Origin of the sequence: Faecousia intestinalis (assembly GCF_040096185.1) — a bacterium.
Classification (GTDB): Bacteria; Bacillota; Clostridia; order Oscillospirales; family Oscillospiraceae; genus JAZOXB01.
The window spans coordinates 1-17,364 of sequence record NZ_JBBMFF010000255.1 but is presented as its reverse complement, the minus strand read 5'-3'; the positions used below and the strand labels follow the sequence as shown (position 1 = coordinate 17,364).

Here is a 17,364-nt window from a genome sequence, read left to right as displayed (position 1 = left end):
GCTTCTCCCTCCAAAGTTAGACAGTCTTAACATTTTTTCATAGTAGCATACTCGGCTTTCCCTGTCAAGGAAAAAAACGGTGCACCGAAAATCGGTGCACCGGAAATTTATCTTGCGGTCATTTTTCTGCGGAAGATCACAATGGCCGCCGTCAGCAGGCCAAAGGCCCATGCCAGAACGATCCAGAGCTGTGGGAACATGCCGCCCCAGTCCCCTGCCAGAGCGGCCCGCGCCGCGTCGACGGCGTTGGCGAACGGGAGCGCGTAGGCGATGCGGCGGAAAACCTTTCCGCCAAGGTCGAGCGAGAACCAGATGCCGGAGAGCCACGCCGAGACATTGGTCAGCAGGGCTCCGCACATCCCACCGACGGCCTTTTCCGGCAGCAGCGTGCCGCACAGCATCCCGAGCGCCAGATTCACAAGCGCGATGGGCACGTTGACCGCCGTGCAGGCCAGAATGCGCCACGACACCGGCAGGCCGAGCGGGATGGCCGCCAGCAGGCACACAAGCGTCTGCGCCAGCGCCATGGGGAGCATGGGCAGCAGATAGCCGAGGATGAAATCCCGCCCCGTCAGCGGCGAGGCATACAGCCGCAGAATGAGGGCCGACGAGCGGTCGCGTGAGAGCAGCAGCGCGGAAAACAGCGCCAGAAAGCTCAGGCTGAACACGCTGACGCCCGGCGCAAGCTGCTCCGGCTCAAAGAGCGTCATGTGGGCCTCCGCCGGGATATGTCGGTTCAGGAAGCTCAGCAGCAGGAGCAGCAGGATGGGAAACACGACGCCGAAGCCGACGCTGATCGGATCGCGGAGAATTTCGCGCGCGTTGCGCGAGGCAAAAAAGCGCATTCTTCTCATTGGACTCCCTCCCCTGCCAGCTTGATAAAGGCCTCCTCAAAGCGCGTCTCGCCCGCCGCGGCGCACAGCTCCTGCGCCGTGCCGCAGATACGCAGCCTGCCGTGCGACAGGATACCGATGCGGTCGGAAAGCGCCTCCGCCTCCTCGAGATAATGCGTGGTGAGGATGACAGTCACTCTGCCTCGCAGGCTTCGGATGACCTGCCACAGCTCCCGACGCGCCAGCACATCCAGCCCGAGCGTCGGCTCATCCAGAAATACGAGCTGCGGCTGCGAGATCAGCGCCATAGCGATGGAAAGCCGCCGCTGCCAGCCGCCGGAGAGCGTTTTGGCCCGGCTGCGCTCTACCTCGCCCAGATGGAACTCCGCGATCGTCTCCGCCGCGCGCTGCGCGGCCTCCCGGCGCGATGCGCCGTAGATCCCGGCGATAAGCTCCAGATTCTCCCGCACCGTCAGGTTCGGCGCAACGGCCGTCTCCTGCGGGGAGAGATTGATGCGCCGCTTGATCTCCTGCGGCTGCTGCGTCAGGCGAAAGCCGAGGATGTCCGCCTCGCCGCCCGTCGGCTGCAGCAGGCCCGAGAGCATGCGCAGCGTCGTCGTCTTGCCCGCTCCGTTCACGCCCAGCAGGGCAAACAGCTCGCCCTGCCGGACGGTCAGGTCCAGCCCGTCCACGGCCGTGCGCGGCCCGAAGCGGCGCGTCAGAGCATGAGTCTCAATGGCATTCATGCTTTGTCATCCTTTCTCTTCGGCATTGCCGCCGTAATGGCTGCAAAGATCTGCCCGGCCTGCGCCTTGGGCGGCAGGGCGATGCCCTGCTCCGTGTCTGCCAGCAGCAGAAGCTGGTCGCCCGGCGCGATACCGAACATTTCGCGCACCTCGGCCGGGATGACGATCTGCCCCTTCGGCCCGACCTTTACGGTCGTCATGTATTTTCCCTCCGGAAAGCCGTTGTTCCCCATGGTTCTTCCTCCGTTTCCGATTTGTATAACTTGTATTACTAGTTATACCACCGTGGAAATAAAAAGTCAACCCGTGCACGTTTTTTTCGTGCACGGGTTTGATTCCGTCAGGACACCTGATTCACAATGCCCAGGAACACAATGCTCTGTGTCTCATGGTCGAAGATCACAAAGAGGAACGGCCGCGTGAGGGCAATGGTCTTCGGCTCCTCCATATCTGCCGCTGCAGTGGGCGCCATGAGCGTGCTCGTCACGGCGGCTGCCTGCGTCCCCTGCTCGTCGAGCTGCAGCCAAACCTTGTGCTGCACGGAATCGATCTTCAGCGGCTTCTCTGCAAGGCGGGAGAAATCCGCAGCGTCGGTAAACGCCAGCTCCATGCCCATGGCGCGCAGCGGCTCCTTCAGCTGCATCCTGTCCGTGGCAGCGATGAGCTTTGGGATCGCGACATGGACCTCCTCTGTCTGCGGCTCGCCGAGGGCGTTTAGCAGAGCCTCGCCGTCCAGCGCCTGCAGCAGCTCCTCCGGTGTGGTGCCCTCGGCAGGCAGAAGGCCCGCAAACACATAGCGCTCGCCCGCATACGGCCGCACAAAGCCCTCCGCGCCCGCAAGCTCGAAATAGCTCTCCTCCACGCTGTGCAGGAATGGCACGACCTGCCTGCTGCCGTCGCTTGTGAAAAACGTACCGTCATAGACGGATTCCGGCGTATAGGCCACGGGCCATTCGGCATCGAATGTCAGGGCGTTGACCAGACATGCCTGACTCATCGGGTCGTCCTGCTCCAAAATCTTTTCGATCCGGCCCTTCGTGTTCTTCCGGACCCAGTCATTCACAGCTTCCATGCTGAACTCGCCCTCGTGAAGCTCCGCATCATACTGTTTCCGGATCGTCTTCCGGAACTCCTTCCGGACCTCCAGCTCCTGCCGCGTCCAGAGGGAATTGGCCGAGACGACCTTGCCGTCCTCCGCCAAGCGGCAGGCGGCAAGCCAGTGGTTCAGGTCGTCCGTCTTTGCGCCGAGGGCATATTCCATCTCCTCCAGCGTGCGGCCGCCCGCGCCGTTTGCGGCCATGCCGAGGGCCAGCAGCACGGAATATGGCGACAGAAGAGTCGTTTTATCCGGCTTTGCAGCATTCCGCAGCAGCGTGATGGAGAAATCCGCCGCTACGGCGGCAGTCCGGCAGTCCGTTTCCGTCAGCGTCACAGGTTCGCGCGTGCCGCAGGCCCCGAGCAGGAGGGCTGTAAGCAGGGCTCCTGCCAGCAAGCTTCGCTTCATTCCGTTTCCCTCCGACTCAGCCGTCCACCCGGTTCACAATGCCCAGGAACACAATGCTCTGTGTCTCATGGTCGAAGATCACGCAGAGATACGGGCGCGTGAGATAGACCGTCTTGGGCTCCTCGGTCTGGACCGCCGTTGCCTCCATCATCGGTATGCTCGTCACGGCCGCGCCGATCGTGCCGCTCTCATCGACCTGCAGATAGGTCTTCTGCTGGACGGCGTCGATCTTCAGAGGCGTGTCAGACAGCAGCGAGAAATCCGCAGCGTCCGTAAAGGCCGCCTGCATGCCCATACGCTCCAGCACCGGCTTTAGCTCTGCCGTGGTCGCAGCGGTAAATTTCGGCATACGCGTGTAGACCGTTTTCGATTGCGGATTACAGATTGCCTGCAGCAGCGTCTCGCCGTCAAGTGCCTCCAGCAGATCCTCCGGGGTACTGCCCTCGGCCGGAAGCAGGCCCGCAAAGGAATAGCGTCCGCCGGAATAGTGCTTTACAAAGCCCGTTGCGCCCGCGACCTCGAGATAGCCGCGCTCTTCGCCGGACAGGTAGGTCACGGTCTGCTCCGTGCCGTCGCTCGCGTGGAACGTGCCCTCGCTGCAGCTCTGCGGCTCATAGGGGCTGGCCCACTCTGCGTCGAATGTCATGGCGTTGATGAGATAGGTCACGATGCTCGGGTCATCCTGCTCCAGGAGCTTTTTGATGCGCCCCTTCGTATTCTCACTGACCCATTCGTTGATTGCCACCGCGCTGATTTCTCCTGCATGGACCTCCGCGCCGTAATTCTGTTCAACGGCCTTTTGAAATTCCGGAAGAAGCTGCAGACTTTCTCTGGTCCAAAGTGAGTTCGCCGAGACGACCTCGCCGTCCTCCGCCGCGCGGCAGGAAGCAAGCCAGGCATTCAGATCCTCCAGCCTTGCGCCAAGCGCGTATTCCATCTCCTCCAGCGTTCGGCCGCCTGCACCGTTTGCGGCCATGCCGAGGGCCAGCAGGGCGGAATACGGTGAGAGGATCGTCGTGGCATCCGGCTTTGCTGCGCCGCGCAGCAGATCGAGTGCAAAATTCGCCCCACCCACAGCGGCGGTCTGATCCGGCACGGTCAGATCCTCGACCGGCTCCGGCTTTCCCAACGATTCGGCAGCATCCGTCGGAACGACCGGGTCCAGCCCGGCATCGGTCGGCTTCGTTTCCTCCGTTGCCTCCGTCGGAGCGGCGGGACTGCCGCAGGCCCCGAGCAGCAGTGCTGCCAGCAGCAGGCAGATGAGTTGTTTCAGCTTCATGCGTGGTTCCTCCTTTGCAGATGTTCTGTTGCTTAGACGCAGCAGAGCACCGGAAGTTCCCGCAAAAAGGAGGCAGTCGCTCTCCAACAATCATTCTCTAATAAAGCACCTATTGCATGCCGTCAATGATCGCATGATCATCCGCCTGCACGCTGGAGAATATCTTCAACATCTCCGATTCCGGGATTTCTTTTTCGCACATCAGCGTAAACATATACTCATGATTTGTCCAGATGTAGGTTATGACCTCATTATCGGTAATTTTGATCACCTCAAATCCATTTATGCCGGTTGATTCCGCTGTTGCTCCCTCCGAATTAATGCCTCCCCTTGTTGCATTCTCGTAGTCCTCCGGCATGGGGACTTGATCAAAGCAAATCCACCAATTGTTCGCATTGTGCCAGCCGATTGACACAGCTGCAATGCTGACTGTTTTGAATTCCTGCTGATATCCATCCGGTATATATGTTGGGAGATACACTGTCTCGATAGAATCCGGGGCAGAAGCCGCCTGTATTGGGTCGAATGAAACCTCATAATGGGTGCCCTCATCATGGAGGAAGAACTTGATAATTGCTTCACGGACTGCCGGAATCGCCATTGCGCTTGCCGCCAATACTGCCGCAAGGATTGCAATAAGGGCCACTCGCTTCCACACTGTATTCTGATACTTCCAACCTTTGGATACTGTCTTCCTGTTCAGCTTTTCTGTCTTTCGGATAAAGTGATCCGACAATTGAATTGCAATTTTATCCTCACAATCTGGTACATCCGAGTACTCCTCCAGCGTCGCATCGATCAGCGCCCGCTCAAACGGCGTTTCAGCCCTGCTCTTCAAAGCACATTCCCTCCTTCCGACAAAAATCAATCAGGAGTTTTTTCCCGCGATTGAGCTGCTGGCGCACTGTCCCCGGCTTGCGATGCAGTATGGCCGCTGATGCAGCTACAGTCTGCCCCTCTACGCAGATTATCAGCAATACCTCACGATATGGAGCGGGCAGCATTCTCGCAGCACGCAGTAATGTGTCATAGTCCTGAGATTGCATAACCTTCACAAACAAATCCTCGTCAGAGGCTATTGGAAGCTCATCAATGTCAAGCATATTGTCCTGCCGTTTCTTCTGCGGAAGCAACGATAGTGCAGCGTTTTTGGCTGCGGTAAGTACATAAGCCCGTAAACGCCTATCATCAACCGGCAGGGATTTTATCCTTTGTGCGATGCCCAGAAATGCGATCTGAACAGCATCTTCCGCATCTTCATCACTGTGCAGAATACGCTTCGCCACAAGCAGCATCTGCTTCTGATAGTTGCTGTAAATATCGGAAAAGCGAAGCTGGTCGGCTTCGCTGTCAATCAGGGCAAAATACAGCATCAGCAAGGAAACGCACCTCCCAACTATTCATCATGATACCCCGCACGCCGCACACTGTCAAGCAACCCATCTGTCCAAAATGTATGTAAAAAGCGAAAAAGTTGTATCATTTTTGCCCCAGCAGCTGTCTTAGAAAATAGAGGCAATGGTAAGCGTAGCATACACCATACAGAAATAGGAGGTGAAATAATGAAACGTGTATTCAGTTTTCTAATTGCAATTATTGTTACTATTTCAATATCATATAATGTGCAAGCACTTCGGGCAGATAGCATTCGGCCACAATACGCAAATGCTCGACAGGCGGAGGTTCTTCTTTCTATCAGTAGCTCCGGAAAAGCAGTTGTTGTTGTTAAGTGTTACGGGACAAACGGATTAAAATCAGCGTATGTGACAACGTATCTTGAAAAAAGGTCAGCGGTACGTGGATTCGGGTGAATATTCCAGCACCAAATAATACTTGGACATATTCTACTACGAGCCAATCTTTTAGTCAAGAATACATTGTCGCGCTTGATAGTGTGGGGCAATATCGGGCAACGTCGCAATTTGTATTAACCGCAGCTACGGTTGAATACATAACCGACACCAGCTATGCAACATACAAAAGTTGATTTTTATAACTGATTCATCGAAATATCCAGTACGTTTACTGAGGTTCTAAAAGTGCTAACGCATAGCCATTGCTTGGTTCAGTGCTGATTGATTTAATTTACCATCATAAAGACGTACATACATTAATTTGAGCACATTTGCTCATAACGATAAGATTCTGAAAGGAGAAAGTGTCATGAAAAAAATCAAAAAAGTGGTTGCCCTCTTGTCCATTGTTTCTCTGCTCATTGCAACAGCATTTTCTGCTTCCGCTGTTGAAGCAAATGCCTCTTATGACCCGGAGACAAACCATGCGACTGTGCTTCATAACGAAAATCAAGTTATACCTGTTGCAGGCACGACACAACTCTCACAAGATGAGTACAAACGCACTTGGGCAAGTCTGACTGATAACGCGGGAACAGCTGCCGAAATACAGGCGACCTGTGAGCTTTTTATTTCTTCAATCTATGCCAGCAGACGAGATAGTGATTACAACTGCACTACGTTTACTGTTCAGTCTATTCGGAATGAGCAGGTTGACAGCACGATCGCATATATCGAAAGCCAGAATCAATACCAGCGTGAAATTGCTGATATTTGCGATTTTAAGATCATTTCTGATAGTATTGAATTTGAAAATTTCTCGGGCGTATTAACTGGGAATACTTGCACCGCGGAAATAGGCGTTCATTATTGTTATGAAATGGAAGGTGCTTTCGAGGATACATTTTATCTAAACTGTGTTTATTATCTGACACTGGAAAAAATCAACGGAAACTGGGGCATCGTCACAGCAAAGACAAGTATGCCGAATGAACAAGCAGACGGGTTTGTTTATGACTCATTCGATGCCCACGCAGCCGCTTTGGCCGTTGTCGGTGACCATGATTTTTCGACAATGGAAAAGCCCGCCAACACGAATAACACAGCTACAACCACAGCAACATACCAAACAACATCATATAGCTCGACGGCGGCAGTAAATTACGCCAAGCAATATTACAATAAAACTAATAGTTTATTTGGTGCAAGCAGTTCTAATTGCCAAAATTTCGCGTCGCAATGTGTTTGGGCCGGACTTCTATCTGGATGTGGCGCTTCAGGTACTTCGACAACTGCATTCCCCGCTGTTTCTACAGCTTGGACAGGCACTAATTCTACAAATGTCTGGTGCAGAAATCAATACACTACCTACTATGGTGATAAATATTGGTTAAATTGGGGATGGGATAATGTAAACGGCTTCCTCAAAATCATCTGGCTCAGTGATCATACTATATCCGGTCCACAAGGCTATTATTGGCTGGGCTTAGCCAAAGCGTGTGTTGGCGATGTAATTATCTGGGACACAGCTGGCACGCGAAGTGTAGACAGTGGAACCTATGATCACGCAATGGTAGTTACACGAACAACAGGAACAGTTGGTTCACGCGGCGTGAGTAATTTTTGCATAGCAGCAAATTCGAGTTCGACGACATCTGCCTATATGCCTCTTGCGCAGTATTGCAGCTATTCTGCAAGTTGCTTTGCAACTGCTCATATTACTGGCGGCTACTACTACATTTGATGAAGGCAGGATTTCGCAAACGCATTATTGCACTGCTTTTTCCATGTGCATGCTGTACTATTTTGTCAATATATCTCTCCGCCTGCTGTTCAGATATACTTCACGACATTGAGGGAAATATACCAACCATCGAACAGGAGAGCATTCCACCCCGTACCGCACCCACGGAGGCCACAGAGGCAGGAAACGTTCCCTCCCAGCCACAGAATACCGAGAACAGCACCCATATGCCGGAGGCGCCATCGGTCATTGCCACGGAGCCTGAGCGCACATACGCCGTTTGGGACGAATCCTTCTATCAAAACGGTGTACCAATTTCGCCGCAGCCGGGAGACACGCAGGCTACATGGCAGCCTGAACTGGCAGAAACATTTCCCGCTGATCAGAATTGCAATGAGATGGAGCTGTTGGAAAAATGGATGGCAGTTGAGGGGCTTACGCCGGAAGGCCTTGACTCTCGCGAGTGTAACCAACTGGTGCTGGTCGTAGCACAGGAGACGGATGGCATTCAGACGGAAACCGTGTGTTATCAGCGGGAGGCGGGCGGAGCCTGGCAGCCTGTATCCGGTCTGAGCAGGATGCATGGCTGGGTTGGAGGTAACGGCATTATGCACGGACGCAAACGCGGGAGCAACACATCTCCTGCGGGACTCTGGTCGCTGGGTTTGGCTTTCGGAAATTCTCCAAAGCCAGATGGACTGAAGATGCCATGGCGAGACGTTACGCCAAGCTCAGATTGGGTATGTGACGAAGATTCCATTTACTTTAATTCGTGGCAGGAACGCGACGACCCGTCCATCCTCGATCTGTGGAGCGATGATGTTGAGCATCTGGAAGACTATCAGAGCGCCTATGCATATGCTTGCGTCATCCGTTTTAACACTGCTCCCTATACCATTCCGGAACGCGGCTGTGCAATATTCTTTCATTGCAGCAAGGGTGCAACGGGAGGCTGCATCGGGCTTCCCGAAGCCGATATGGTAAACACACTCTTGTGGCTAGACCCGCAGGAAAACCCGTACATTCTGATAACGGGCTATCAGCGCAGTGCAGGAAACTGAATCGTCTGCTTGCTAAACTGTCTGAAAGCTCTCTTACAGAAAAACCGCCCCGGAGCACCTTCCTTTCGAAGGGTGTTCCGAGGCGGTCCGTCATTATTCAGGTTCTCCGTAAGAAGATCTCCCCGCACTTGCGGCAGACGATCTTCGTCTGGCCGCAGCCTGCCGGGACGATCTGCACGGCTCTGCAGGCCGGGCAGCGGAAGAAGCGCCTCCTGCGGCCGCGGTGCAGCGCCTGCCGCGGGGCATGTGCCGCAAAAAACGAGAGGATCGGCGCATTCATGCCTGCTTCCGCGCGCCGTCTGCGCGCGCCTCCCGCAGAATGCCGCCGTAGCGGATGGCATACTTCACAAACGCCAGCAGGATCAGGCAGGCGCAGAGCGCGGCATCCGCATACAGGAACCAGTCCGGCGCCGTCCGCCAGAGCATCAGGACGAACATGGAAAGGTAGATCACGGCCGTGCACAGCTTGCCGTACCAGCCCGCGCCGTAGACCATGCCGGTGTGGTGCAGGGTCAGGAGCGTCATGATGCCGATGGAGACCTCTTTCAAAACCAGAATGCCGACGACCCACCAGCACTTCATGGGCATAAGGCACAGCAGCACGGCGATCTGCGTCAGCTTGTCGGCGACGGGATCGATGGCCTTACCAAAATTCGAGACCATGTGATACGTCCGCGCGACCCAGCCGTCCACGACATCCGTCACGCCGGACAGCACGAGCATGCCGAACGCCCACCAGACCTCATTCTTTGCATACAGTACGATGATCACGGGAATGAGCGCCAGCCGGAAAAAGCTCAGCACATTGGGGATCGTCAGGATCCGGTCCGTATCCGCCTTTCCCGCGCGCTCCAGATTGCGGTGCTCCTTATCATTCATGCTGCACATCCTCCTCTTTTTCGTCCACCTGCGGGACGAACAGCTGCGTCACAACGGACTTTTTGCGGTGTTTCTGATGGAAATAGCCGATGACGCTGAACACGACCGCGCCGATGAGATTGACGATCAGGTCGCCCATGGTGTCATACAGGCCGATATCCAGATAGCCGCCGAGGCCGAGGCTCTCGCCGTTCACAACGACATCCTGAATGTTTGAAATGGTGATGGGAATGTTGCGGTTCGTCGGGTCGAGCGCCACGGAGGTGATCTGCTGGATGACCGTGTCCTTCTGCATATCCTTGTGGAACAGGTTATCCACGGAGAATTCAAAAATTTCCCACAATGCGCCGATCGTCATGGAGAAACAGAACGCCACGAGCGCCAGAAACAGCGGTGAAAGCTCGAAGCTGACCTTCTTGTGGCGGTTCAGAACGTCCGCCATGGAATAGCCGACCGCCGCATAGATAAAGCCGCTCGTCGTATGCAGGGCCTTATCCCAGAACGGGACCGTCACATAAAAGCAGGCGATCTCACCGAGGATCTCCGCTGCAAAGATGAAGACGACAACCGTGATCTCCAAACCGGCCGGGAGGCGTACCCCCAGCTTCCGCTCCAGAATGGAGGGCAGGAGCAGCAGCACGAGCGTCAGGAGGCAGGTGTAGACGCTTTCGATCTGGCCGTTGAAGGCCGAGCGGACGAGCACGCCGACCACGATGAGCCGGATCACGGCATAGACGATGAGCGTCAGCTTGCTCTTCTTCTGCAGGCGCAGCTTTTCCTGGCGCAGCCGCGCCTCGCGGCGTTCCTGCCGCGACATTTTATTTTTCAATTCCGTTCCCGTCCTTTTCATGTTTCTACCGATATCATATCCCGGAATTATCAATTCTGCGTCAACCGATTATGAATTTCAGTTCATAAACCGGAAATTTTCCGTTCCAAAATCCGGCCGTCTGTGGTATACTGAGAGGACGGAAACGGAGGGATCCCCATGTTCAAGATTCTCGTTGCCGAGGACGACGCCGAGCTGCGGCAGCTGTTCTGCCGCGTGCTGACGCGCCACGGCTTCCAGCCCATCGGCGCAGCCGACGGTGTGGAGGCGCTGCAGGTCCTCGAGCGCGACTATATCGACCTCATCGTCTCGGACATCATGATGCCGCAGCTGGACGGCTATGCGCTGGTGCGCGGCCTGCGCGACAGCGGCAATACCATCCCCGTGCTGATGATCACGGCGCGCGACGGCTTTCAGGACATGCAGTTCGGCTTTCTGGCAGGGGCGGACGACTATCTGGTCAAGCCCATCAACGTCAACGAGCTCGTGCTGCGCATCAACGCCCTGCTGCGGCGCGCGCAGATGGTCGCGGACCGGCGGCAGACGCTTGGCACAACGACATTCGAATTCGACTCGTTCTCCGTTCTGACGGGCGGCGTGCAGACCGTCCTGCCGCAGAAGGAGTTTTTGCTGTTATACAAGCTCGTCTCCTCGCCGGGGCACATCTTCACGCGGCAGCAGCTCATGGACGACATCTGGGGCATCGACACCCACACGGACCCCCGCACGGTGGACGTGCACATCAACCGGCTGCGCGACCGCTTCCGGGAAAATCAGGACTTTGAGATCATAACCGTTCGGGGCATCGGTTATAAGGCGGAGCGGAAGCATGAAGAAGGATAAACGCTTTTCCCTGCGTCTGCGGACGTATTACCTGCTCATCATCGCCATCGTCGTCATCATCTCGTTCGGTGCCGTTGTCGGCGCGCTGACGGCCCTGCAGCAGCTCGGCGTCATCGGCCACATCAACGTCTCCACGCTCGTGGCCCTGCTGCTCGTGGCGGCGGCCGCAAGCGGCAGCGCCAGCTTTCTCGTTGGGCGGCGCGTGCTGGCCCCGATGGTCAAGCTGAGCAAGGCCTCGCGCGAGGTCGCGCGCGGCAACTACAGCATCACGGTTGAAGACCCGAGTAAGCTTGAAGAGGTGCAGACGACCCTGCGGAACTTCAACGCACTCGTGCGCGAGATGAACCGGATCAACAATGTCACGAACGACTTTGTCTCCAGCGTCTCACACGAATTCAAGACGCCGCTGACCGCCATCGAGGGCTATGCCATGCTCCTGCAGGACACCGGCCTGACGCAGGCGGAGCGCGACGAATATCTGGACAAGATCCTCTATAACACGCACCGCCTCTCCACGCTCGTCGGCAACATCCTCATGCTCTCAAAGCTCGAGAATCAGTCGCTTTCCGACCAGCGCAGCACGTTCCGCCTCGATGAGCAGCTGCGGCAGGCCGTTGTGATGCTCGAGCCGCAGTGGGAGGAAAAGTCGCTGAGCTTTCGTGCCGAGCTGGACGCCGTGAGCGTGACGGCCTGTGAGCCTCTGCTGCTGCAGGTCTGGACGAACCTCATCGGCAACGCCATCAAATTCAGCGAGCCGGGGCAGGAGCTGTCCCTGCGCCTGCTCGACCAGACGGAATGCGCCGTCGTCTCCGTCACGGACCACGGCTGCGGCATGACGCCCGAGGTGCAGGCGCGCATTTTCGAGAAATTCTATCAGGGCGACAGCTCCCGCAAGGCCATGGGAAACGGCCTCGGCCTGCCGCTCGTTAAGCGCATCGTCGAGCTGTCCGACGGCGTCATCGAGGTCGACAGCGCCCCCGGGCAGGGCTCGACGTTCCGCGTCATCCTGCCGAAAAAGTAAAACAGACGCTGCAGGTTTTTATCGCTGCAGCGTCTCAGCGTGTCGAAAAACTCTTTTCGACACGCTGGAAGACTGCGAAAAAGTTCGGAAGGCAAGCAACTCGCACCCGTCGGCGTACAAAGGTACGGTAGGGTGCGAGTTGCGCAGTAAGTCAAAATCCATGTAAATCAAGAGATTTTTCGCTAATAAGTTTGAAAATCCTAAATAATACGGAAAGTCCAAAACCAACGAATATCTCTAAAATGTTTTCCGGATTTTGACGGTTACGGACTTTTTCGACGGTCTCAGACGCTGCAGCGAGGAAAAGGCTGCAGCGTCTTTGGTTTTATTTCTCCGGCTTTTTGCCGGTATAGAGCTGGTAATAGCGGCCCTTCTGGGCAATGAGGTCGTCGTGCGTGCCGCGCTCGATGATGCGGCCCTGCTCAAGGACCATGATGCAGTCCGCATTCCGCACCGTCGAAAGCCGGTGGGCGATGACGAACGTCGTGCGGCCCTTCATCAGGCCGTCCATACCTGCCTGCACGAGCGCCTCCGTGCGCGTGTCGATGGAGGACGTCGCCTCGTCAAGGATCAGCACTGGCGGGTCTGCCACGGCGGCGCGCGCAATGGCAAGCAGCTGGCGCTGGCCCTGACTGAGGTTCGCGCCGTCGCTCGTCAGCATGGTGTCATAGCCGTTCGGCAGGCGCTCGATAAAGCCGTCCGCATTGGCCAGCTTCGCCGCAGCGATGCATTCCTCGTCCGTAGCATCCAGACGGCCGTAGCGGATGTTCTCCATGACCGTGCCGGTGAACAGGTGCGTATCCTGCAGGACCATGCCGAGGCTGCGGCGCAGATCGTCCTTGCGGATCTTGTTGATATTGATGCCGTCATACCGGATCTTACCGTCCGCGATGTCATAGAAGCGGTTGATGAGGTTCGTGATCGTCGTCTTGCCTGCTCCCGTCGAGCCGACAAAGGCGATCTTCTGGCCCGGCGTCGCATAGAGATCGATGTTGTGCAGAACGATCTTCTCCGGCGTATAGCCGAAGTCCACATCGTGGAACACCACGTCGCCCGCGAGCTTCGTATAGGTCACGGTGCCGTCCGCCTGATGCGGATGCTTCCACGCCCACACGCCGGTGCGCTTCTCGCTCTCGGTCAGCGTGCCGTCCGGATGCTCGACCGCGTTGACAAGGGTCACATAGCCCTCATCCGTCTCGGACTTTTCATCGAGCAGACGGAACACGCGCTCCGCACCGGCCATGGCCATAACGACGGAGTTCAGCTGCTGGCTGACCTGCGTGATGGGCTGGTTGAAGCTGCGGTTGAGCGTCATGAACGCCGCGAGCGTGCCGAGCGTCAGACCGACATAGCCATGCAGCGCCAGCGCCGCACCCGCCACGACGCACAGCACGTAGCTGACGTTGCCGAGCTGGGCGTTGACCGGCATAAGGACGTTTGCATAGCTGTTGGCGCGGCAGGAGCTGTCGCGCAGCTGCTCGTTGAGCTCGTTGAAGCGCTCGATGGCAGCCTGCTCGTGGTTGAAGACCTTCACGACCTTCTGGCCCTGCATCATTTCCTCGATATAGCCGTTGACCTTGCCGAGGTCCTGCTGCTGCCGGACGAAGAACTTGCCTGACTTCCCGGCGATCTTCTTCGTGGCGAACAGCATCAGGGCCACCATGACGAGCGTCAGCAGCGTCAGCGGCACATTGAGCACGATCATGCTGACGAACACGCTCACAATGCTGATGATGCTGGAAAACAGCTGCGGCAGGCTCTGGCCGATGAACTGGCGGAGCGTGTCGATATCGTTCGTATAGACGGACATGATGTCGCCGTGGGAATGCGTGTCGAAATACGAGATAGGCAGGCTCTCCATATGGCCGAAGAGCTTTTCGCGGAAGTTGCGCATCGTGCCCTGCGAGACATTGACCATCAGGCGGGTATAGCCCCACGAGCACAGCACGCCGATGGCGTAGACCGCGCCGACCTGGATGAGCTTGTGCAGCAGGGGCGTGAAGTCCGTGCTGCCGCTCTCCAGCATGGGGGAAAGATAGCTGTCATAGAGCTTCTGCAGGAACAGCGTGCCATTCAGCTGGGCCAGCACCGTCAGGACGATGCAGATCACGACGGCAAGGCAGTGCCACTTATAGTGCTTCAGGATGAAGGCCATGGTGCGGCGCATGGTCTTGCCGGTATTCTTCGGCCGTTCCGTGGCGTGCATCGCGCGCCCGCCGGGGCCGCGCATCGGTTTCGTCGCCATATTATGCACCCTCCTTCTCGTCGAAGTCGCCGCCGCCCTGCGTCTGGCCCTGATAGACCTCCTGATAGATGCGGTTCGCGGCAAGCAGCTGCTCATGCGTGCCGAAGCCGTTGACGCGGCCCTCGTCCAGAACAAGGATGCGGTCGGCGTCCTGCACGCTGGAAATGCGCTGGGCAATGATGATCTTCGTCGTATTCGGGATCTCCTCGCGCAGGGCCTTGCGGATGCGCGCGTCCGTCGCGGTATCGACGGCGCTCGTCGAATCGTCGAGGATGAGGATCTTCGGCTTTTTCAGCAGGGCACGGGCGATGCACAGACGCTGCTTCTGCCCGCCGGAGACATTCGTGCCGCCCTGCTCGATGTAGGTCTCATAGCCCTGCGGCATGGCTTGAATGAAATCGTCCGCGCAGGCAAGACGGCAGACACGCTCGCACTCCTCCTGCGTGGCCTCTGCGTTGCCCCAGCGGAGGTTTTCCAGGATCGTGCCGGAGAACAGCACGTTCTTCTGCAGCACGACCGCGACCTCGTCACGCAGCGTCGTCAGGTCATATTCACGCACATCGTGCCCGCCGACGCGAACACTGCCCTCCGATACATCGTACAGGCGGGAGATCAGGTTGACGAGGCTCGACTTCGCGCTGCCCGTACCGCCGAGGATGCCGATGGTCTGCCCGGCCTCGATGTGCAGGTCGATGTCCTGCAGGACGGGCTTGCCCTTGCCCTGCCGGTAGGAGAAGCTGACGTGGTCAAAATCCACGCTGCCGTCCGGAACGGCCGTGAGCGCCTGCGCCGGGCTGGTGAGGTCGGCCTTTTCGTTCAGCACCTCGCAGATGCGGCGGGCGCTTGCCACGCTCATGCTCATCATGACAAAGATCATGGAGATCATCATCAGGCTCATGAGGATGCTCATGACATAGCTGAACAGGCTCATCAGGCCGCCCTCCGTGAAGCCTTCAAGCACGATGGCCTTTGCGCCGAGCCACGACAGGCCCAGCATGCTGCCGAACACCGTCAGCATCATCACGGGGTTGTTGAACGACACGTAGGTCTCCGCCTTTACGAACATGCGGTAGACGGCGTTGGCCGCTTTGTTGAACTTGCTGCGCTCATAATCCTCGCGCACGAAGGCCTTGACGACGCGGATGGCACCGACGTTCTCCTGCACGCTGGCGTTCAGATCGTCGTACTTCTTAAACACGCGGTTGAACGTGCCCGTCGCCTTGAAGATGATGAACGACAGCGTAGCCGCCAGAATCACGATGGCCGCAACGAAGATCATGCTCAGGCTGGCGTGAATGGAAAATGCCATGATGAGCGCCGTGATGAGCATGACAGGCGCGCGCACGCAGATACGCGTGATCATCTGATAGGAGAGCTGCACGTTGCTGACGTCTGTCGTCAGGCGCGTAACAAGGCCCGCCGTGGAGAAGCGGTCGATGTTCGAGAACGAAAAGCTCTGGATGTTGGCAAACATGGCCTGCCGCAGATTCGCCGCGAAGCCCGTCGAAGCGATCGATGCGAAGCGGCCCGCCAGAATGCCGCAGACAAGCGCACCGATGGCAACGGCCACCATGATTGCGCCGTAATGCAGCACAGCCTGCATACCTGCCTGCCCGCCGACCTTGACGCCCTTGTCGATAATCTGGGACATCAGCATCGGCAGGAACATATCGGCCACGGCCTCCAGCGCAGAAAAAACGGGCGTGATGAACGTGACCCAGCGATACTGCTTCACCTGCGCCCCCAAGGTTTTCAGCATGGTATTCCTCCTTGCTTCAAATTGTTAGCATGCTAATTATATGGCGATATCACTAAATTGTCAATGGATTTTTTGTTAATTCTGTCATTCCACGGTTGACGGAGCCGCGATCCGGCGGTATAATAAGATTTATAAATTCCAAAAGCAGAAACGGAGGCGGAGCATCCATGCAGCAGACGGAGCAGCCCATCGGCGGTGTCGTAAAATGTCTGTCCAATCAGATCCGCCGCCATCTGGACGCGGCGGCATCGGAGGCCGGGCTTGTAGAGCTGACCGGCACACAGGGCATGATCCTGCACTATCTGCTGCGCAACGAGGGCCGTTGCCTGACGCAGCGCGACGTGGAGCAGCGCTTCCAGCTGCGCGGTGCAACGCTCAGCCGCCTGTTCCAGCGCATGGAGGCTGCAGGCCTGCTTGAGCGCCGCGCGGTCTCTCGCGACCAGCGCTGCAAGCAGCTGCTTCCAACCGAAAAAGCACGCGCCATGCATGCACAGTTTGTTACCTGTCTGGATGAAACGGACCGCCTGCTTCTGCAGGGAATCCGGCCGGAGGACGAGGCTGTTTTCCGCAGCGTGTGCCTGCAGATGCTGAACAACCTCACGCAGCAGGATGCAGCAGGCCCGGCCGCTCACTGAGAGCAGCCGGGCTTTTTTGACAAGCTGAGCCAAGGGACTGCAGCTGCACCATATGGATCAGAAATGGAGCGTATCTGCACCGATACGCTCCATTCACTATCTTATACTAGAATCTAATAAAAAGCTTTAAAAGCTTTTTATAGCGCCGAGGGCGCGTCAGATTCTGCATGAGACGGCGCAGCGTGCGTCAGCA

General features: G+C 57.0%; 18 protein-coding genes. 6 read left to right on the top strand and 12 right to left on the bottom strand.

Annotated features, from left to right (window positions below; all coding sequences use genetic code 11):
- Positions 1–107: 107 nt before the first annotated feature.
- The 7 genes from WMO66_RS12360 to WMO66_RS12330 all read right to left on the bottom strand — a co-directional run bounded on the left by WMO66_RS12360 (position 108) and on the right by WMO66_RS12330 (position 5,735).
- Complete coding sequence (locus WMO66_RS12360) at positions 108–854, bottom strand: ABC transporter permease (protein ID WP_349136728.1); 747 nt, start codon at positions 852–854, stop codon at positions 108–110.
- The gene (locus WMO66_RS12355; RefSeq protein WP_349136727.1) at positions 851–1,579 is read right to left on the bottom strand and encodes an ABC transporter ATP-binding protein; all 729 of its coding nucleotides are present in this window, start codon (positions 1,577–1,579) and stop codon (positions 851–853) included. The genes WMO66_RS12360 and WMO66_RS12355 overlap by 4 nt, the downstream gene beginning before the upstream one ends.
- Positions 1,576–1,812, bottom strand: a complete 237-nt coding sequence (locus WMO66_RS12350) for an AbrB/MazE/SpoVT family DNA-binding domain-containing protein (protein ID WP_349136726.1) — start codon at positions 1,810–1,812, stop codon at positions 1,576–1,578. Before WMO66_RS12350 ends, WMO66_RS12355 begins: the two co-directional genes overlap by 4 nt.
- A gap of 107 nt (positions 1,813–1,919) precedes the next feature.
- The gene (locus WMO66_RS12345) at positions 1,920–3,083 is read right to left on the bottom strand and encodes a serpin family protein (RefSeq protein WP_349136725.1); all 1,164 of its coding nucleotides are present in this window, start codon (positions 3,081–3,083) and stop codon (positions 1,920–1,922) included.
- Between the two features lie 16 nt (positions 3,084–3,099).
- Complete coding sequence (locus tag WMO66_RS12340) at positions 3,100–4,362, bottom strand: serpin family protein (RefSeq protein WP_349136724.1); 1,263 nt, start codon at positions 4,360–4,362, stop codon at positions 3,100–3,102.
- Between the two features lie 109 nt (positions 4,363–4,471).
- Positions 4,472–5,200, bottom strand: coding sequence for a DUF4367 domain-containing protein (locus tag WMO66_RS12335; protein ID WP_349136723.1), 729 nt, complete (start codon positions 5,198–5,200; stop codon positions 4,472–4,474).
- Complete coding sequence (locus WMO66_RS12330) at positions 5,184–5,735, bottom strand: RNA polymerase sigma factor (protein ID WP_349136745.1); 552 nt, start codon at positions 5,733–5,735, stop codon at positions 5,184–5,186. The genes WMO66_RS12335 and WMO66_RS12330 overlap by 17 nt, the downstream gene beginning before the upstream one ends.
- Before the next feature lie 189 nt (positions 5,736–5,924).
- Here WMO66_RS12330 and WMO66_RS12325 point away from each other — a divergent pair, with 189 nt between their 5' ends.
- The 3 genes from WMO66_RS12325 to WMO66_RS12315 all read left to right on the top strand — a co-directional run bounded on the left by WMO66_RS12325 (position 5,925) and on the right by WMO66_RS12315 (position 8,960).
- A complete protein-coding gene (locus WMO66_RS12325) occupies positions 5,925–6,173 on the top strand; it encodes a hypothetical protein (RefSeq protein WP_349136722.1) in 249 nt (82 codons plus the stop codon).
- A 352-nt stretch (positions 6,174–6,525) separates the two neighbouring features.
- Entirely contained in the window at positions 6,526–7,899 is a 1,374-nt protein-coding gene (locus tag WMO66_RS12320; RefSeq protein WP_349136721.1) for an amidase domain-containing protein, read from the top strand.
- A complete protein-coding gene (locus tag WMO66_RS12315; RefSeq protein WP_349136720.1) occupies positions 7,896–8,960 on the top strand; it encodes a hypothetical protein in 1,065 nt (354 codons plus the stop codon). The genes WMO66_RS12320 and WMO66_RS12315 overlap by 4 nt, the downstream gene beginning before the upstream one ends.
- A 97-nt stretch (positions 8,961–9,057) precedes the next feature.
- Here the strand turns inward: WMO66_RS12315 and WMO66_RS12310 are convergent, their stop codons facing one another.
- The 3 genes from WMO66_RS12310 to WMO66_RS12300 are packed head-to-tail and all read right to left on the bottom strand — an operon-like array spanning position 9,058 to position 10,668.
- On the bottom strand, positions 9,058–9,240 hold the full coding sequence (locus WMO66_RS12310; RefSeq protein WP_349136719.1) for a hypothetical protein: 183 nt from the start codon (positions 9,238–9,240) through the stop codon (positions 9,058–9,060).
- The gene (locus tag WMO66_RS12305; protein WP_349136718.1) at positions 9,237–9,839 is read right to left on the bottom strand and encodes a CDP-alcohol phosphatidyltransferase family protein; all 603 of its coding nucleotides are present in this window, start codon (positions 9,837–9,839) and stop codon (positions 9,237–9,239) included. The genes WMO66_RS12310 and WMO66_RS12305 overlap by 4 nt, the downstream gene beginning before the upstream one ends.
- Positions 9,832–10,668 carry a DUF2238 domain-containing protein gene (locus WMO66_RS12300; RefSeq protein WP_349136717.1) on the bottom strand — a complete coding sequence of 279 codons (837 nt, stop codon included), beginning with the start codon at positions 10,666–10,668 and terminating at the stop codon, positions 9,832–9,834. The genes WMO66_RS12305 and WMO66_RS12300 overlap by 8 nt, the downstream gene beginning before the upstream one ends.
- Before the next feature lie 159 nt (positions 10,669–10,827).
- Between WMO66_RS12300 and WMO66_RS12295 the strand changes: the two genes are divergently transcribed.
- Positions 10,828–11,511, top strand: a complete 684-nt coding sequence (locus tag WMO66_RS12295) for a response regulator transcription factor (RefSeq protein WP_349136716.1) — start codon at positions 10,828–10,830, stop codon at positions 11,509–11,511.
- Positions 11,498–12,532: a HAMP domain-containing sensor histidine kinase gene (locus WMO66_RS12290; RefSeq protein ID WP_349136715.1), complete on the top strand. Its 1,035-nt coding sequence runs from the start codon at positions 11,498–11,500 to the stop codon at positions 12,530–12,532. The genes WMO66_RS12295 and WMO66_RS12290 overlap by 14 nt, the downstream gene beginning before the upstream one ends.
- Before the next feature lie 325 nt (positions 12,533–12,857).
- On the opposite strand, the gene WMO66_RS12285 is transcribed toward WMO66_RS12290, so the two are convergent.
- Both WMO66_RS12285 and WMO66_RS12280 read right to left on the bottom strand, forming a co-directional pair.
- A complete protein-coding gene (locus tag WMO66_RS12285; protein WP_349136714.1) occupies positions 12,858–14,777 on the bottom strand; it encodes an ABC transporter ATP-binding protein in 1,920 nt (639 codons plus the stop codon).
- Between the two features lies 1 nt (position 14,778).
- Positions 14,779–16,536 (bottom strand): ABC transporter ATP-binding protein, encoded by a 1,758-nt coding sequence (locus tag WMO66_RS12280; protein ID WP_349136713.1) that lies wholly within the window; start codon positions 16,534–16,536, stop codon positions 14,779–14,781.
- A gap of 167 nt (positions 16,537–16,703) precedes the next feature.
- Here WMO66_RS12280 and WMO66_RS12275 point away from each other — a divergent pair, with 167 nt between their 5' ends.
- Positions 16,704–17,171, top strand: a complete 468-nt coding sequence (locus tag WMO66_RS12275; protein ID WP_349136712.1) for a MarR family winged helix-turn-helix transcriptional regulator — start codon at positions 16,704–16,706, stop codon at positions 17,169–17,171.
- Positions 17,172–17,364 lie beyond the last annotated feature (193 nt).

Coding starts and splice junctions, on each gene's coding strand:
- WMO66_RS12360 (WP_349136728.1), bottom strand. CDS start 854: ATGAGAAGAATGCGCTTTTTTGCCTCGCGCAACGCGCGCGAAATTCTC.
- WMO66_RS12355 (WP_349136727.1), bottom strand. CDS start 1,579: ATGAATGCCATTGAGACTCATGCTCTGACGCGCCGCTTCGGGCCGCGC.
- WMO66_RS12350 (WP_349136726.1), bottom strand. CDS start 1,812: ATGGGGAACAACGGCTTTCCGGAGGGAAAATACATGACGACCGTAAAG.
- WMO66_RS12295 (WP_349136716.1), top strand. CDS start 10,828: ATGTTCAAGATTCTCGTTGCCGAGGACGACGCCGAGCTGCGGCAGCTG.
- WMO66_RS12310 (WP_349136719.1), bottom strand. CDS start 9,240: ATGAATGCGCCGATCCTCTCGTTTTTTGCGGCACATGCCCCGCGGCAG.
- WMO66_RS12345 (WP_349136725.1), bottom strand. CDS start 3,083: ATGAAGCGAAGCTTGCTGGCAGGAGCCCTGCTTACAGCCCTCCTGCTC.
- WMO66_RS12330 (WP_349136745.1), bottom strand. CDS start 5,735: ATGCTGTATTTTGCCCTGATTGACAGCGAAGCCGACCAGCTTCGCTTT.
- WMO66_RS12285 (WP_349136714.1), bottom strand. CDS start 14,777: ATGGCGACGAAACCGATGCGCGGCCCCGGCGGGCGCGCGATGCACGCC.
- WMO66_RS12325 (WP_349136722.1), top strand. CDS start 5,925: ATGAAACGTGTATTCAGTTTTCTAATTGCAATTATTGTTACTATTTCA.
- WMO66_RS12280 (WP_349136713.1), bottom strand. CDS start 16,536: ATGCTGAAAACCTTGGGGGCGCAGGTGAAGCAGTATCGCTGGGTCACG.
- WMO66_RS12290 (WP_349136715.1), top strand. CDS start 11,498: ATGAAGAAGGATAAACGCTTTTCCCTGCGTCTGCGGACGTATTACCTG.
- WMO66_RS12275 (WP_349136712.1), top strand. CDS start 16,704: ATGCAGCAGACGGAGCAGCCCATCGGCGGTGTCGTAAAATGTCTGTCC.
- WMO66_RS12320 (WP_349136721.1), top strand. CDS start 6,526: ATGAAAAAAATCAAAAAAGTGGTTGCCCTCTTGTCCATTGTTTCTCTG.
- WMO66_RS12305 (WP_349136718.1), bottom strand. CDS start 9,839: ATGAATGATAAGGAGCACCGCAATCTGGAGCGCGCGGGAAAGGCGGAT.
- WMO66_RS12340 (WP_349136724.1), bottom strand. CDS start 4,362: ATGAAGCTGAAACAACTCATCTGCCTGCTGCTGGCAGCACTGCTGCTC.